Source organism: Liquorilactobacillus sucicola DSM 21376 = JCM 15457, from assembly GCF_000612445.1.
GTDB lineage: Bacteria > Bacillota > Bacilli > Lactobacillales > Lactobacillaceae > Liquorilactobacillus > Liquorilactobacillus sucicola.
Genome location: NZ_BALC01000003.1, coordinates 254,846 through 271,286, shown reverse-complemented (window position 1 = coordinate 271,286; position 16,441 = coordinate 254,846). Strand labels below are relative to the sequence as shown.

Genomic DNA, 16,441 nt, shown 5'->3' with positions numbered 1-16,441 from the left:
CGTTTATTATGCTCTGAAGACGGATGCAATAATTATTAAGAAATTTAATTTTTAAAAAGATTATGTTCTAACGGTATAAGCTCTCATTCAATTTTCAAAACAAAAAACAGAGGCCTGTGGCAAAATAAAATTTTTGCTGCAAACCTCTATTTTTTGTCTTTCCCTCCGCTTCTATTAGAAACTACTCTTAGTTAAACATCAGGTTCACGCAACCATGGTTTATCACTCAATTCATTTTCCGTTAAAATGCGGTGCATTGTATCTTGGGCTTGTGGAACAAACATTTTTGGCTCTGGACTGACAGGAACAAATTGCAAATCCAAGGTTTCGGTACCATCTTTTTGCATGCATCCACCAATTTTTTTAACTTCAAAACCAATACCCACAGTTTCCTGAGCGTCACCCCAAGAATTCTTTTCAGTAACATTAGCAGATATTCCCAAAACGCGAATTACTTCTACATCAAGATTTGTTTCCTCCTTAAATTCGCGGACGACCGCCTGCATAGGCGAATCACCATATTCCAAATATCCCCCAGGGAACCCCCAGCCTACATCTGAATCCCAGCGCTTTTCTAATAAAATTGCATCATGCGTATCATTCCACAATACTCCGTAAGCCGAGACAAATATCATGCCTTCATGTCCTACTTTCTCTCTCATTCTCGCTATATAGTTTTTATCCATCTTTTCTCTTTCCCTATTAATTATTTTTTAGAGCACGCTGCACCATGTTTAACATTCTATCAAAATCACAGTCTATTACCACCTTACTTTAAAAATTCATAAAAAATAAAAAGCGATCTGATAATGCACCGCTCTCTCCTTGATATCAAATAGCGACCTTAATTTAAAATATTTTCAGTTCATTTTTTATTATCGCTATTTTCCAAAGGACCTTAAAAAATCTTATCAATTTTTAAAGAACACATGCGAAAAATTACAGGATGGTCTAATTTGTGTTACCCTTAAATATGTGTTGCTTAAATTTTAAGGAGTGTGTAATTTATTAAGAAAGAGCGAGAAAAAATAAGTTTGTTTAATCTTGTAATGCTTGGTTTAGGTTCATTGATTGGGTCTGGCTGGTTATTTGGGTCTTGGGAAGCAGCCAGAGTCGCCGGCCCGGCAGCGATACTTTCATGGATAGTTGGTGCTGCAGTCATAGGTGTAATTGCTTATAATTACATCGAGTTGGGCACAATGCTGCCAGAATCTGGTGGGATGAGTAAATATGCGCAATACACTCATGGCTCTTTGCTTGGGTTCATCGCCTCATGGGCTAATTGGATATCGCTGGTCACTATTATTCCAATTGAGGCTGTTGCTGCGGTCCAATACATGGGCAGTTGGCCTTGGAAATGGGCACATTTTACCTCAAGTTTTGTGGAACACGGAACCATCACTACGACCGGATTACTAATGGTTTTTGTTTTTATCCTCGTTTTCACCTTGTTCAATTATTGGTCAGTCTCTCTACTGACAAAATTTACTAGTTTTATTTCCATCTTTAAAGTTGGAATTCCACTATTAACAATCGTCATGCTAGGTTTATCCAGTTTTTATCCAAGAAATTTTGGTAATAGCCTTTCGTCATTTATGCCTTACGGTTCAGCTGCTATTTTCAAAGCGACGACCGTTTCGGGAATCATTTTCTCATTTAATGCCTTTCAAACGGTCATTAATTTAGGCAGTGAGATTCAAAAGCCGCGTAAAAACATTAAAAGAGGCATTATCTTGTCTCTTTTAATAAGTAGTGTTATCTATATACTTCTTCAAGCGACTTTTATCACTTCTATTAGTCCGCAAATGCTTGCTGAACACGGCTGGAATGGCATCAACTTCGAATCACCTTTTGCTGATTTAGCTATCTTGCTGGGAATCCGCTGGCTTTCCGTTTTACTATATATGGACGCTTTCGTTTCTCCCTTTGGGACTGGTGTATCATTTGTAGCATCAACAGGTCGTGCACTTGCGGCCATGGTTGATAACAAGCATCTTCCTAAGATCTTGGGAAAGGTCAATCAAAAATTCGGTATCCCACGTATTGCTATCGTGACTAACTCTATTATCAGTATGCTGATGGTTTCAGTGTTCCGATCATGGGGAACACTCGCAAGTGTCGTCTCAACAGCAACCTTAATCGCATACTTAACTGGTCCTGTCACTGTTATTTCATTTCGAAAGATGGCGCCTAATTTCACACGACCTGTTAAAAATTATAGTCTTAGATTCATGGCACCACTTGCTTTCACTTTATCTTCTTTAGCTATTTATTGGGCTATGTGGCCGACAACATTTGAGGTCATCCTTATCATCTTGCTTGGTTTGCCAATGTATCTTTATTACGAATTAAAAAATGACTGGGCTAAAACAAAAAAACAGCTTTTCAGCAGTCTCTGGATGATTTTTTATCTTTTATTTCTAACTGGTGTTTCATACATTGGAAGTAAAGAATTCAATGGACTTGATTTATTGAAATATCCTTACGACTTCATTCTAATAGTAGTCGTCTCCCTTGGTTTCTACTACTGGGGTACAGAAAGTAGATTGTTTACGAAATACTTCAAGCAAGCCAAGAGAGTCAATGATAAAGTAATTAAACCCTCTAAAATAAAATAATTGCAAATTTACTTATTAAAATAAAAAGTTGCGGCAACGCTGAACTTTTTCAATATGTTACTTCTGGGTCTGGGTCAAAAGTTAAATTTTGGCACAGTCCCTCTTTTTATTCCGTATAAACGTGTTGTATAAGCCAATTGTCTCTAACTTTGCGGCATTAAAAAAACATATGTGTCATCGACTCATTACAACTATTTCAAAAAATCACTTAGTAGTGCCTCGTTCTACTAAAATGGTCCCTAATTCTACTCTTTGAGGTGTTTTCCGCCCAGTCTGCAAACGATCGACAATCAAATCAACGGCTGTCTTTCCCATCAATTCAGTCTCGACGTTCACTGAACTCAACTCAGGATAAACAAAAGTAGCTAACGATGTATTATTAAAACTGAATAATTTGACCTGCTCCGGTACCTTGATAGCTGCCTCTTGAAGTGCTTTTAATGCTCCAGCTGCCATTGGATCATTGGAAATAAAGAACGCTTGTGGCAGCTTTTCCCCCAAAGTTTCGATCGCCATTTTCATCATTAGATAGCCGGATTGACTGGTATAGTCACCCTGAAAAACTAATTTTGGATCATACGCATGCCGCTTCTCCATCGCTGTCCTAAAACTTAAATAACGTTGGTCAATAACTTCGACCGCCTTATCAGTTGAAGTTTCTATTCCATGAATCATACCAATATCATGAATTCCTAGCTTCCAGAAATAAGCAACAACTTTTTCAGTAGCCAGTTTAAAATCTGTCAAGACGCTGTCAAAACCAGCCGCAAACTGATCATCATCTACAAACACCAGTTTATCCGTCAAAGCTGACATTTTTTGTACCTGTGCTGGACTAAACTTACCAATAGCAATCACTGCATCAACATCAGCATCTAGTTGCCCAGTATCATTTTGAAAAATACGCGTAACTTCAAATTTTCGTGTCTGCCCTTGCCGCTCTATTCCCATCCGAACTGACATATAGTACAGATCATCTTGTTCCTTCGATTCAGAATACCACTGCACGATTGCTAACTTTTTGTTTGCAGTAGTGGCTGTCGTCCGCCGCTTACTCTTAGAATATTGTAAACTATCAGCGACAGCAAAAATCTTTTTTCTGGTCTCATCGCTGACTGACAGAGACTGATCATAGTTCAACACACGTGAGACCGTTGCTAATGAAACACCAACTTTTTTTGCAATATCTTTTAATGTTGCCGCCATTCTGTGGCCTCCTATCATATAGACTGCAAAACCCGGCAATATACTTTATGTCGCCAGTAATTGCCGGATTCCGTAAGTTTTTGGTGTAAAAAATTATTTAATCTCCCTTAACAACTGTTAAGAATTGATCAAAGGCCGCAGCTCCAGCTTCATCCCACTTGAAAACTCCCGCATCTGCGAGTACCCGCGCAAAGACTTTGCCAACTTCATGGTCAATGATCTCAGTAACATTTTCGTCATTAAAGTCATACTTGACCTTCAAATCATCAGCCCACTTTCTATGACTTGCTACAATTTGATTATGATAGCCTAAGAGATATTTTGCAACCTCTTGCAGTTCATTTTTTAAACGTGCTGGCAAAATAGCTCGACCCATAACCTCAATCAGACCTATGTTTTCCTTCTTGATATGTTGTACATCTTGATGCGGATGAAAGATTCCGTCTGGAAATTCGGTTGAAGTTTGATTATCTCGCAAAACTATATCCAAAACATACTTATCTCCCAACCTATACGCAATTGGTGTTGTTGTATGATGCGTTCGCCTGCAGTATAAGCACGTACATCAACGTTTTCATCTGAATAGTTTTTCCAGACTTCATGAATTCTCACCGCTGCATCAATCAACGCATTTGTATCACTGCCAGTCAAACGGATAGTCGACATCGGCCACTTAACTATTCCGGCTTCAACCCCAGAAATACCCAGATCAACCTGCCTTACAATTGGTGCTTTCATCATTGGAAATTCATGGCGCCCACCTTGATAATGATCGTGCGACAGCATAGATCCTCCAACGATTGGTAGATCCGCATTACTGCCCACGAAGTAATGTGGAAACTGCTTAATGATTTCCAGTAAATTAGCGAAAGTTTGCCGGTTGATTACCATTGGACGATGAATTTTATCTAAGAAAATCGAATGTTCATTAAAGTATGCATAAGGGGAATACTGAAAGCCCCAAGTCTCACCGCCTAAAGTCAGTCGAACAATGCGGTGATTACTGCGTGATGGATAGCCTAGCGCCCGCGATAACCCTCGTTTTCCATACATAATTGACACAATGGATATCCATTTTGGGGCTGATTGCGTGCTGCCGCAATAGCTTTGGGATCCTTCTCTGGTTTCGACAAGTTAATCGTTATTTCTAATTCACCGAAAGCTGTCATTGCTGGAAAAACAACATTTTTAGCAAGTGCACGCGTCTTGATATAGTCATTGGATTTACTCAAATCGAAAAAATAATCAGTCGCCGCCTGAGGGCTTGTTTGGTACTTATCCCAGAAAACTTGATTCAAAACCGATGGCAGTGGCGTCACAAGATCCATTAACTGATCGCTTAAGATCTCACGTTCTGACTGTGTATCCCCAATCTTTTCATTTTTGATCGCAGTTTGAACCAAAGCATCTGCTAAACTGACTAAACGCTCATCTGTTGCGGCTAAGGGCTCAGCATCACCAACCAGTGCAAGGATTCGATTATGGATATAGATTCGATCCATCCCAGAATATTGAGACGGTGAGGCAATGACTGCTTCTGCAAATTGGTCAACAGTTGTTTCCATTATTCATTGCCCCCTCGATCATCATAACCTGCCGGCGCATTTTTCTTCCAATTCCAAGCCGTTTTAATAATTTCTTTAACATCATCATATTGCGGCTTCCAGCCCAAGATGCTGCGTGCCTTATCACTTGCGGCAATTAGTGTACTTGGATCACCTGCTCGCCGAGGGGCATTAACAGCTGGAATCGGTCGCTCGGTTACAGAACGCGCAGCATCAAGTATTTGTTTGTTAGAAAAACCTGTCGAAGAACCAAGATTGAAAGCATTACTTTCATGTCCCTGTTTCAAATATTCGAGAGCCAATATATGAGCATCGGCTAAGTCAATGACATGTACGTAATCTCGCACATTGGTTCCGTCTGGTGTTGGATAATCATTACCAAAAATCTGCAGCTGTTCTCGTTCCCCGGCAGCAACTTGTAAAATAATAGGTACTAGATGAGTTTCCGGATGATGATCTTCACCAATACTGCCATCCGGCTTTGCCCCAGCCACATTAAAATAACGCAAAGCTACAAACTTGATTCCATAGGCGATATCTGACCAGTGCATGATCTTCTCCATAGCCAGTTTACTTTCACCATAGGGATTGGTTGGAACCTGCGGAGCAGTCTCTCGGATAGGTACCTCTTTAGGCTCACCATAAGTTGCTGCAGTCGATGAAAATACGATCTTTTTAACATTGTATCTTGCCATTGCCTCCAATAGCTTAACCATCCCTGCTGTATTATTATCGAAGTACTTCAAAGGATCTTTCATTGACTCTGGCACAATTGAAAATGCCGCGAAATGAATTACACCTTCAACCTTTTCCTGTTCAAAAACTGAATTTAAAAATGCTGCATCTCGAATATCACCTTCGTAAAAACGGGCTTTATTGTTTACAGCCGCCCGATGACCAGTTACCAAATTATCAACTACCGCAACATCGTATCCTTTTTGAATCAAACGATCAACCGCATGGGAACCGATATAACCAGCCCCGCCTAAAACCAAAACTGCCATGCTAATTCCTCCAATCAATTCTCATTCCAAGTACTACTTTTTACTTTTAATATTCTAAGCCTTTAATTCACGCGGCCCATCAGCAATTTCAGCAATGTAGAAATCAGCATCGTAACCGACAGTTTCACGATATGCTTTGCCGACATTTTTCTTGAAAGCATCTACATGCTGTTTATTAACAATTGCGATCGCGCAACCACCAAAACCAGCGCCTGTCATACGTGCTCCTAAAACACCTTCTTGTTGCCATGCCGTCTCGGCTAAAGTATCGAGTTCTTTGCCGGTTACCTCATAATCGAAATGAAGCGATACGTGGGAGGCCGTAACTAAGCTGCCAAATGAATTCAGATCATTGTCAGCTAAGGCCTTAGTAGCACGAATAGTCCGTTGATTCTCAAACACAGCATGTCGAGCACGCTTGATCAAAGTTTCATCGTTGATCAAATATGCAGCCTCATCAAAACTGCTTTCAGTTAAATCACCAAGCGATTTAATGTCGAGTTTAGTCTGCAAACGTCTCAATGCCTCTTCACATTCAGAGCGTCGCTCATTGTATTTTGAATCTTGCAGTTCACGCCGTTTATTTGTATTCATAATAACGATCACATTATTGCCCAATTTAACCGGTGCATAAGAATACTCCATCGTGTTCGTATCTAACAGGATAGCTTGATCCTTTCTGCCCATTCCGATAGCAAACTGGTCCATGATTCCAGAATTAACGCCAATATAGTTATTCTCAACCTTTTGACCTAGTTTAACCAAATCTAATTGACTGATATTCAGTTCAAAACCGACCTTAGCTACAATTCCCATCAACAGCTCAATAGATGCTGACGACGATAGCCCTGCACCATCCGGCAGATTACCATTAACATATAGATCAAAGCCATGATCAAACTCAACACCTGTTTTAGTTAATTCATTGAGCATTCCCTTGGGATAATTTGTCCAGCCTGCAGCCTTATCGTAAGTTAAGTTGTTAATATCAAATTCAACGATACCCTGGTCCGGAATATTAGCAGAATACATCCGAACCGTGCTATCCGTTCGAGCAGCGTAGACTCCATACGTTCCAATGCTTATTGCACAAGGGAAAACATGTCCTCCGTTGTAATCTGTATGTTCGCCGATTAGGTTGATCCGTCCAGGTGAAAAGAAGACATGCTCCGGTTGCGTAGCAAAAGTTGTTAAGAATTCTTGTTTTAAGTCCGTTATTTTCATAGTTAAAACCCCCAAATGTTTTTAGTAAAACTTTATCAACTTGAATATAATTCAAAACTCAGCTCTTGTCAACACTTAATAATCCTTTTAAATTAATAATGATAGCGTTTAACACTAAGAAGATGATATATGCAAAAGCATTTAAATAATTGCATATTTTAAGGCGTTTTTTCCCAAATTTGTCATTTTTAATTTATGTTTAACTAAAAAGATATATATACAATATATCTTTTTGGCCTTTGCACGCATTGAATTTAAGCCTTTGCTATCCGCGATATGACATGCAGGATACCTTGGAGAAGTTCCGTAGTGCAGTTTGAACATCCCCCAGTTTCCCCTTGACTAAACGCAGAAAAGAGCTAGGTCAAAAGTCAAATTTTAACCTAGCTCTTTATTTAGTCCGTATAAACGTATTTCAATAGTCCGGCTCTTATACTTAATCATAAATTACCTATACTCAAACTTCGATTACATTCACAATTAATATCCAACATCTAATGACTATTGGAAAATTATCTTCCTCTTTCAGAAACTTACCGCAATTCTTATGTGCTATACCCAACTACTGCGCCGTAAAGTAATTGATCTGAGCCGTAAAGTCATTCGTTTGCACAGGAGTTGTGTACAGTCCGACATTCATCAGCTCATCGCCGCCGTATACTAGCTGACTATCAACATCCACATAATTGCACTGTGGATCTAATCCCGCTAATGTTGTAATGTGCGGTTCAGGCTGAACAACTCCCTGAACAATGAAGCGGTAGAGCAATGCCTCGCTTTTATCTGGGCTGACAAATAACCATGCAACCGTGTTGGAAGTAAAAGGACTTTCCAATCGATAAAATGTTCCGTACTGAATCAGCCGGCGGTGTTGTTTGTAAAACTGAATCTGAGTCTTAACAGCCTTGCGATCAGCAAGGCTCAACTTAGAGGCATCAAGTTCGTACCCTAAAACTCCGCTCATTGCAACCGCACTGCGCATATCCATACTGGTAGAACGCCCCAGAAGTTCATCTGGACTTGTACCGACATGAGCAGCAACCGCTGAAATCGGGTAGACTAATGATGTTCCATACTGAATCTTCAAACGTTCAATAGGATCATTATTATCAGAGGTCCAACTCTGCGGCATATAATACAATAGTCCGGCATCAAAGCGGCCACCACCGCCTGAACAGCCTTCAAATAATATTTGGGGATAGCGTGTTCGCAAGCGTTCCATCAATTCATAAACACCTAAAATATAACGGTGACTGATTTCTCCTTGATGCTCTGGTTTAGTTAAGGGTGAGTAGACCTCTGTCAGATTCCGATTCATGTCCCACTTGATGTAATCCACTGGAACCTTATCAAGAATAGCTGTCATCTGTTGAAACAGGTTTTCAACTACATCTGGTTGGCTGAAATCAAGAACATATTGATTTCGCGACAAGGTCCTTCCACGTTGCGGTACGCCTAAAACCCATTCGGGATGTGCTTTAAACAACTCAGAATCTTCAGAGATATTTTCTGGTTCAAACCATAATCCGAATTTCATTTCTTTGGCACGCGTTTGCTGTGCAATTTTAGTTAACCCTTCTGGCAATTTATTCTTGTTAACAAACCAGTCACCTAATGAACTATTATCATCATTACGATGTCCAAACCAACCATCATCAAGAACAAACATCTCTACACCTAGAGGGGCTGCTGCATCTAAAATCTCCTGCAGTTTATCTTCATCAAAATCAAAATAGGTTGCTTCCCAATTATTAATCAAAATCGGTCGTTCAGCATTCCGGTGCTTTCCCCGAGCAACTCGGTCACGCAACAAGCTATGATAACTCTGTGACATCCCGTTAAGTCCTGTTGTCGAATAAACCATAGCAGTTTCAGGCGTTTGAAAAACTTGCTGAGGTTCAAGCTGCCAATCAAAGTTGTATTCGTTGATTCCAGCGGTGACACGAGTTTGACCAATTGAATCACGTTCAACGCTCAACTGATGATTTCCCGAATAAATCAGCAAGATACCCAACGCTTCACCGTTGAATTCAGTTGTCTGCGGTTCAACTAGTGCTATGAAGGGATTCATATGATGTGAACTCCCACCACGCCGACTTTCGAACTGCGTAACACCGCGGCGAACTTCATGACGGCTAATCTGTCGTTCACGTGCATAACTACCTGGCAACGAAATAACTTCTAACGGTCGCGTCGGTAAGTCTAATTGCATCGAAGCGATCTTCTCGATATTGACAGTTTCTTCAGATAGATTGATTAGCTTGGCACTGCGTGTGACCACCGACCGCTCACGATATATTGTATATGCCAGTTCTAATTGCAAATTCAAAGTTTCATCAACCATAATTATCGTCAACGTATCCGCTTCGTCGTCACTTTCAACATATGTTTGCGGCAAACCTTTCAACTCAGGCTTAGCAGTGTGTACCCGGTAATCTTTATACCGAAAGTCGGTCGTCCGCGCTCCATTTGCTGCTCTGATTATCGCCGCCGGTAACCGATAGTCGCCTGTATTATTACCAGAATACTCTTGTGGAACATCATCCTTGGAATAAGTTCTATCAAGTGATCCTGGCAGATTGCCAGAAAATCCGCGATCGATCCGGGGATAGTGACGTTCACCATGATAGCGCTGAATGCGCGGCCCAAAATAAAGATGTGCTAGCACCCCTCCAGTCTCCACGCCTAAAACATATGATATTTGGCTGTTTTGCAAATGAAAGATCAGTTGTTCTTCGTCAATGTGAATCAATTTTTGTGTTGTAATTGTCTGTTCAAGTACCATCAACAAGCACTCCCTTAGTAAATTCGTCAACTATGACGCATTAATACGTTATAAATATTTCGCAGTTTACTCATTTTCTACTTAAGACGTAGCATTCGAGAGCTGCAAGATACTATCACCGTGTGTAATATAGCCATTTTCCTTTAAATACTTGAAATTTTTAATATCTTTATAATTTGTAATAACAACCATAACTGTATTATCAAAGCCAGCTTTAGCAATCGCTGGTGCCCAGAACTCAATTAGTTCTTGCCCACGAGTGACACGATCTCCCTTTTCAACATACTGGACAAAACCTGTCCCCCGCATATTAACGGTGCCGATTCCCACATGTATCAGGGTCAAAATTCCTGTATCAGAACGAAGCCCGATTGCGTGTCGCGATGGGAAAGTTGCCTCTACCACTCCATCAAATGGCGCATACACACCACCATCTGCAGGTTTGATCGCAAAGCCCTTACCCATAGCTCCAGAAGCAAAGTTAGTATCCGCAACATCGGCTAAACTAACCATCGTTCCGGTAACTGGTACCTGATAAAGCAGCGTTTTTTCGGTTACAGTTGACTCAACGTTAGGCGTCGTCGCAGCACCATCTAAATGTTTATGCCATGTTTTTTCAAGCTCACTAACTATTGCTGCATGCATATTTTCATCCAATTTGACCTTCTTAAAGAAAATGAAAGTCCCTGTTAAAACCATTAAAGCCGGCACCCCAAACATCATCATTTTGAAGACCATTTGTCCATGCGCGGTAATATCACCAGCAGTAGCTCCCGTCGTCATCCCTGCTAAAACAGCTGTTAAACCAACGATACCGTTAGAGATAGCTCCGCCAAGTTTATCAAGGAGAGGACGGACAGATAATGTCAATGACTCATCACGATGCCCGAACTTCAGTTGTCCATATTCAACTGAATCACTCAAAACCATCAACACAACTAGAAAAACAAGCGGCTGCGGTATGTAGAATAAAACGGCCGAAATCAAAACCAGCAGCAAGGAGTTGCCAGAGAAAGTAAACAAGATCAATGAGAATATCATTATCGCAATCGCTAAAAAGAAAACCTTGCGTCGGCTGAAACGTTTAGCTAATGGTGGAAAAGCCAGCACCGAAATAATTCCAATGGCCGCGTTAAGTGTAGCCAATAATGAAAATTGTGAAGCATTACCAAGAATATAAGTAAAGTAATAAAGTTCAAGTGAGTTGGTAATCGCTATTCCGGCTGTGTAGATACCATAAGTCAAGGCGAGCCACATTAACTGATCGTTGCGACATAAAACTTTGAAAACATCTTTAAATGTGGTTTTTTCAGTATTTTTTCGTAATTCAGAGTCGTTTTCTTTTGTTCCAACACCAACAACAATTGCCGAAAGTCCCGTAATGAGTGCAATGATCAATCCGAAAGCCACCCAGCCGTGAATATCCCCCTGGCCGCTATTAGACTTCGTTGAGAAAAGAAGTACGATCGGCATAACAACGATACCAACTAAGTTAGCCCCTATATTAGAACCAACCCGTGCAAAAGTTGCAATTTTTTCCCGTTCTGCCGAATCAAAGGAAAGAGCAGGAATCATCGACCAAAAGCCAACATCCTTAAATGAGTAGAAAATATCCATTGTGATGTACAGCAAAGCAAAAATAATCAAATACAAAACCGGGTTTGAAGTATTCAAACCACCCATATTGGTAAATAAAATAGCAATAATAACAGAACTTATTGTTCCGCCAGCAACGATCCATGGTTTAAAATGCCCCCAGCGAGAGTTAGTGTTATCAATCGCATTCCCGATTAATGGATCAATTGCAAGTTCTACAAAACGCAGCACTGCAATAATCAGTGTGATATAAGCAATCATTCTAGCGCCTTGCCCGCCACTGTCTTTGTCGAATAAGTGCGCCGTTACAAACATAATGAAGTAAGTAGACAGAGTTGCATAAAACAGATCATGACCGAACGCGCCAAAAGAATAGGATAAGCGTGAAATTATCTGCCGACTATCATGCTTATGTCCCTTGACAGTTACCTTTGTATCAATCATAGTATCGCCTCGCATCTTTCTTTTTAGTATTTTACAATGAATAATGTAACCGATTTCAGCATTTAAGTCAATGGTTTTTACTAAAAAATAGCAAAAAGTTTTAGTTAACTTTACAAAAAGCACTGAAAAGGCGCTGTCATAACTATCTTTCCATCCCCAACATCGGCAAATAATTTTGCCAAGCGGGCTATTCGTATGTTAGTTATTTCTTTTACTAGCTGATTTTAGTAAATCACGTTCTGATATGTTGCATTTACTCAAGCAACTTCTCGTTTAAAGACAAAAAAAGTGTGGTGTACGGCAAAATTTGGATAACTACTGTGAAATTACAAACATAACATGTTTCCTTGCTATGATTAATCCACACTTAATTACTCAAAATGTGCTCTTTTCCCACACTCTCTAATAGTGCTTCACTACTGCACTGAATACTGATAACTTATAGTATGTGTGACAGGTTGCTTTGGGCGTAAGATGATATCTCCAAACCCTTCGTGATTAACTGCATCAGGCAGTGTTTGAGCCTCTGTTGCTAATGCGTTATACTGGTGCAATGCTTGTTTTTGCGGATCAAAAGGATTGGCAGTATAAATAATAAGCCCATTACGATCCGAGTATATCTCTACTTGCCGCTGTCTTGCAGTATCACCAAGAATTGCAATCGGCTCTCCCATACTAGGCGTCACTTCGTATGCATCGTCGAATTCAAGCCCACCGTCTTCGGCTTTAAGCCGCTCTAAAGCATTTTTCATTGACTGTGCTTTGTAAAAATCATACGCGGTCCCTTGAAGCGCAAGCTTTTTCCCCGTTGGAACCTTCTCAACATCGAATTCCAAACGATTTATGCTGTGAATCTGCAGCCACTGCTGCGCTAAACTAGTCCGATCATCAGTGAGATTCCAATAAACATGATTAGTGGGATTAAATAAAGTCGAGGAATCTGTATCACCTGTAAATTCAATCGAAACACGATTGTTATTATTTAAGGTAAACTTGATTTGAACATCTAAGTTTCCGGGATAATTGTCATCAGTCGCTTCGATATGCTTGCTTAAAGTAATGTTTGCACTATCAGCCTCCTGACTTAATTCGCCAGCAAATATTAAAGTGTTGAACCCATTTTTTCCCCCATGTAATGAATGAGATTGTTCATTCATATCAACATGATAGGTCTGACCATCTATTTTGAATTGAGCATCACCAATTCTCCCCGCAACTCGTCCGATAGACTGTCCTAAACAGAAACCTACACGTTGGTACTCCTCAATACTGTCAAGCCCCCAAATGAGATTCCGTTCAACTCCGTTTTCATTCACAACAAACTCCTGCCAAGTCCCACCCCAATTCAGAACTGAAATTCTGGTCTGACTATCATTTATCAGGGTATATTTAACAATGTCTTGTCCTCTAAATTTACCAAAAATACTCTTTTTTGTTTCCAAAGAACTGCACCTCCATAATTAATCAAACGCTTCCACAGCCATTATACATCACTCAAATTATAATTTGTATTTATATTTAGTAAATTTTTTACTAGTGAAAATTAAAAAATGCGCCAATTCTTTCGTGGTGCTAACACCAAATTATCTGCAACTAATGTAATTCTTTTTTATTGCAGCTAACCATTAACCAAAAACCATCTAGAAATTATTTTGCGAATGCTACCTGAACATTACATACTACAGCAATACATATAAATTGGATTGAAAAACAAATGTTCAACACTCATTAGCTTATTATTCTTAGAAATTGGTCTATTCCACTTTACACAGCTTTTTTAGATGTTAGAATTTATAACATCAGCTAAAGGAGTATTAGCTTCAACAAAATATTCTTATAGTCACTAAGAACTAAAACTTGCTCGTCACATCAGTATGTTTGAACAGATACATAAGGGGGAATTGGATAATGAGTACACCTAATATAGTATTAACGAGAATTGACAATCGCTTGGTTCACGGACAAGTCGGGGTCGTTTGGACCTCTTCAATTGGAGCCAATCTTTTATTAGTTGCAAACAACGATGCAGCAAAAAGTGAACTACAACAAGAGCTGATGGCTGCAACAGCTGAAACATCTGGGGTTGGTATCAGGTTTTGGACACTTGAAAAAACAATTTCCACTATAAGCAAAGCCAGTCCGCGCCAAAAGATATTTTTAATAATCAAAACACCGCTGGACGCGCTGGTCCTAGTCAAAGGTGGGGTGCCCATTAAAGAATTGAATGTTGGAAATATGCACCATAGTGAGAACAAAGTTCAGCTTACCAAGAAAGTTTACGCTGATCAGACCGATCAAGATGCATTTAAAGAACTGACTGCATTAGGAGTGGACGTTTACATTCAAGATGTTCCAGAAGATAAGAAAATTCCCATTAAGGATGTGATCTAATGACTGTTACTTTAGTCCAAGGCATATTAATTGCACTTTTTGCTCTGATAGCAGGAATTGATTTTTGGTTAGAAGGTTTCTACATATTCCGACCAATGATTGTTTGTACAGTTACAGGATTTCTATTAGGAGATTTACGACTGGGTATTGTTGCTGGTGGATTGACTGAGCTTGCTTTTGCGGGTTTAACTCCAGTTGGAGGAACACAGCCGCCTAATCCCATTATGGCTGGTATTATGACAGTCGTTATTGCTCACACAACTGGTCATAGCCCAGCAACCGCTATAGGCTTATCCTTACCCTTTAGCATTTTAATGCAGTATATTATTCTGTTCTTTTACTCTATTTTTTCAGTATTCACGAAAAAGGCCGACGAATTTGTCGCTAAAGGCGAGCTCAGAAAATTTGGAATGCTAGTCCTTTTGCCGACTGTAATAGTTGCATTTTCATATGCCATTTTCTCATTTCTAAGTGTGTATGGTGCGCAGGCCCTTATGAAATCACTCGTCAATTCGATGCCTTCATGGTTAAGCCATGGATTTACAATCGCCGGAGGAATTTTGCCAGCCGTGGGGTTTGGACTACTTCTGAAAAGCATGTTGAAGGCAAAATACGTCCCTTACCTTTTACTGGGTTTCACAGCTGCTTGCTTTATCAAATTCGGAAACTTAATGCCTGTCGCAATTCTTGGTGCGTCTCTTGCATGGATTGAATATGGCAGAAAGAGAAGAGAAAATGACATAGATAAAAAATTCAAAGATGTTGAAAATCATCTTGAAAATGTTGGAGGCGAAGAAGATGGTATCTAAAAAAGGAAAACGTAATACATTAAGCACAAGAGATATCACTAAACTAGGCTTATTATCTCTTTTCAACCAAGCAGGCATGAACTATCAAAGAATGCAGGCAGATGGTTGGGCTTTAGCAATGACACCAGCACTGAAGAAGATTTATGCTGAAGACAAAACTGGCTTAACTAACGCAATAAAAGCCAACTTGCAATTTATAAATACAAATAATTATATCGCCCCTTTACTAATGGGCCTTGAGGTTTCATTGGAAGAAAATGGAGAGGATCGCTCAACTATTGATAGCTTACGTGTTGCTCTTTTTGGACCAATAGCTGGTATCGGCGATGCTATTACTTGGTTTACAATTTTACCGATCGTAGCAGGCATAACAGCTTCTTTCGCCAAACAAGGAAGTATTATTGGACCATTAGCGTTTTTCGTCGTATATTTTGCAATGTTTTTAGCACGTGTGCCCATAGCTCATTTAGGGTATTCAGCAGGAACCCATGCCATTTCAAAAATACATGAAAATTCGGCTATTGTCGCACATGCAGCAAGTGTCCTAGGTTGTACTGTTATTGGTGGGTTAATCGCGACCTATGTACAAATTAATGTTGTTACAAAAATTCAAGTTACAGCTTCCCATTCAATTTCAATTCAAAAACAATTTTTCGACAATATATTTCCGAATATTTTGCCTCTGGGCTATACTTTTTTCCTATACTGGCTTTTAAAAAAGAAAAATGCTAACCCTGTAACTTTAATTATTTTGACATTCTTGCTTTCAATTTTGCTTTCTTGGATGGGGGTTTTATAA

Annotated in this window: 11 protein-coding genes and 1 pseudogene; 4 read left to right on the top strand and 8 right to left on the bottom strand. The window is 39.8% G+C overall.

Going from position 1 to position 16,441, the window contains the following annotated elements:
• Positions 1-191: 191 nt before the first annotated feature.
• Positions 192-686 carry an NUDIX domain-containing protein gene (locus JCM15457_RS06645; protein ID WP_034988589.1) on the bottom strand — a complete coding sequence of 165 codons (495 nt, stop codon included), beginning with the start codon at positions 684-686 and terminating at the stop codon, positions 192-194.
• 321 nt (positions 687-1,007) lie between these two features.
• Here JCM15457_RS06645 and JCM15457_RS06640 point away from each other — a divergent pair, with 321 nt between their 5' ends.
• Positions 1,008-2,618 (top strand): APC family permease, encoded by a 1,611-nt coding sequence (locus JCM15457_RS06640; RefSeq protein WP_081778212.1) that lies wholly within the window; start codon positions 1,008-1,010, stop codon positions 2,616-2,618.
• A 204-nt stretch (positions 2,619-2,822) separates the two neighbouring features.
• Here JCM15457_RS06640 and JCM15457_RS06635 read toward each other — a convergent pair whose 3' ends face one another.
• The 7 genes and pseudogenes from JCM15457_RS06635 to JCM15457_RS06600 all read right to left on the bottom strand — a co-directional run bounded on the left by JCM15457_RS06635 (position 2,823) and on the right by JCM15457_RS06600 (position 13,884).
• Positions 2,823-3,824 carry a LacI family DNA-binding transcriptional regulator gene (locus JCM15457_RS06635; RefSeq protein ID WP_034988587.1) on the bottom strand — a complete coding sequence of 334 codons (1,002 nt, stop codon included), beginning with the start codon at positions 3,822-3,824 and terminating at the stop codon, positions 2,823-2,825.
• Positions 3,825-3,921: 97 nt separating this feature from the next.
• Positions 3,922-5,389 (bottom strand): annotated as a pseudogene (locus JCM15457_RS06630) (UDP-glucose--hexose-1-phosphate uridylyltransferase).
• The gene (gene galE, locus JCM15457_RS06625) at positions 5,389-6,393 is read right to left on the bottom strand and encodes a UDP-glucose 4-epimerase GalE (protein ID WP_034988586.1); all 1,005 of its coding nucleotides are present in this window, start codon (positions 6,391-6,393) and stop codon (positions 5,389-5,391) included. The pseudogene JCM15457_RS06630 and the gene galE overlap by 1 nt, the downstream one beginning before the upstream one ends.
• Positions 6,394-6,447: 54 nt before the next feature.
• Positions 6,448-7,617: a galactokinase gene (locus JCM15457_RS06620; RefSeq protein ID WP_034988585.1), complete on the bottom strand. Its 1,170-nt coding sequence runs from the start codon at positions 7,615-7,617 to the stop codon at positions 6,448-6,450.
• Positions 7,618-8,179: 562 nt separating this feature from the next.
• On the bottom strand, positions 8,180-10,402 hold the full coding sequence (locus tag JCM15457_RS06610; RefSeq protein WP_081778211.1) for an alpha-galactosidase: 2,223 nt from the start codon (positions 10,400-10,402) through the stop codon (positions 8,180-8,182).
• Between the two features lie 81 nt (positions 10,403-10,483).
• Positions 10,484-12,442 carry a sugar MFS transporter gene (locus JCM15457_RS06605; RefSeq protein ID WP_051993323.1) on the bottom strand — a complete coding sequence of 653 codons (1,959 nt, stop codon included), beginning with the start codon at positions 12,440-12,442 and terminating at the stop codon, positions 10,484-10,486.
• Positions 12,443-12,858: 416 nt separating this feature from the next.
• Positions 12,859-13,884: an aldose epimerase family protein gene (locus tag JCM15457_RS06600; RefSeq protein WP_034988581.1), complete on the bottom strand. Its 1,026-nt coding sequence runs from the start codon at positions 13,882-13,884 to the stop codon at positions 12,859-12,861.
• Positions 13,885-14,350: 466 nt separating this feature from the next.
• On the opposite strand from JCM15457_RS06600, the gene agaB reads away from it, so the two are divergent.
• The 3 genes from agaB to agaD are packed head-to-tail and all read left to right on the top strand — an operon-like array spanning position 14,351 to position 16,441.
• Complete coding sequence (gene agaB / locus JCM15457_RS06595) at positions 14,351-14,833, top strand: PTS galactosamine transporter subunit IIB (RefSeq protein ID WP_034988578.1); 483 nt, start codon at positions 14,351-14,353, stop codon at positions 14,831-14,833.
• The gene (agaC, locus tag JCM15457_RS06590) at positions 14,833-15,642 is read left to right on the top strand and encodes a PTS galactosamine transporter subunit IIC (RefSeq protein ID WP_034988576.1); all 810 of its coding nucleotides are present in this window, start codon (positions 14,833-14,835) and stop codon (positions 15,640-15,642) included. The genes agaB and agaC overlap by 1 nt, the downstream gene beginning before the upstream one ends.
• Positions 15,632-16,441, top strand: coding sequence for a PTS galactosamine transporter subunit IID (agaD, locus tag JCM15457_RS06585; RefSeq protein WP_034988575.1), 810 nt, complete (start codon positions 15,632-15,634; stop codon positions 16,439-16,441). The genes agaC and agaD overlap by 11 nt, the downstream gene beginning before the upstream one ends.

What these genes read in the sequence shown, in the direction of transcription:
- JCM15457_RS06645 (WP_034988589.1), bottom strand. Translation starts at nt 686, where the DNA reads ATGGATAAAAACTATATAGCGAGAATGAGAGAGAAAGTAGGACATGAA.
- JCM15457_RS06635 (WP_034988587.1), bottom strand. Translation starts at nt 3,824, where the DNA reads ATGGCGGCAACATTAAAAGATATTGCAAAAAAAGTTGGTGTTTCATTA.
- galE (WP_034988586.1), bottom strand. Translation starts at nt 6,393, where the DNA reads ATGGCAGTTTTGGTTTTAGGCGGGGCTGGTTATATCGGTTCCCATGCG.
- JCM15457_RS06620 (WP_034988585.1), bottom strand. Translation starts at nt 7,617, where the DNA reads ATGAAAATAACGGACTTAAAACAAGAATTCTTAACAACTTTTGCTACG.
- JCM15457_RS06610 (WP_081778211.1), bottom strand. Translation starts at nt 10,402, where the DNA reads ATGGTACTTGAACAGACAATTACAACACAAAAATTGATTCACATTGAC.
- JCM15457_RS06605 (WP_051993323.1), bottom strand. Translation starts at nt 12,442, where the DNA reads ATGATTGATACAAAGGTAACTGTCAAGGGACATAAGCATGATAGTCGG.
- agaB (WP_034988578.1), top strand. Translation starts at nt 14,351, where the DNA reads ATGAGTACACCTAATATAGTATTAACGAGAATTGACAATCGCTTGGTT.
- agaC (WP_034988576.1), top strand. Translation starts at nt 14,833, where the DNA reads ATGACTGTTACTTTAGTCCAAGGCATATTAATTGCACTTTTTGCTCTG.
- agaD (WP_034988575.1), top strand. Translation starts at nt 15,632, where the DNA reads ATGGTATCTAAAAAAGGAAAACGTAATACATTAAGCACAAGAGATATC.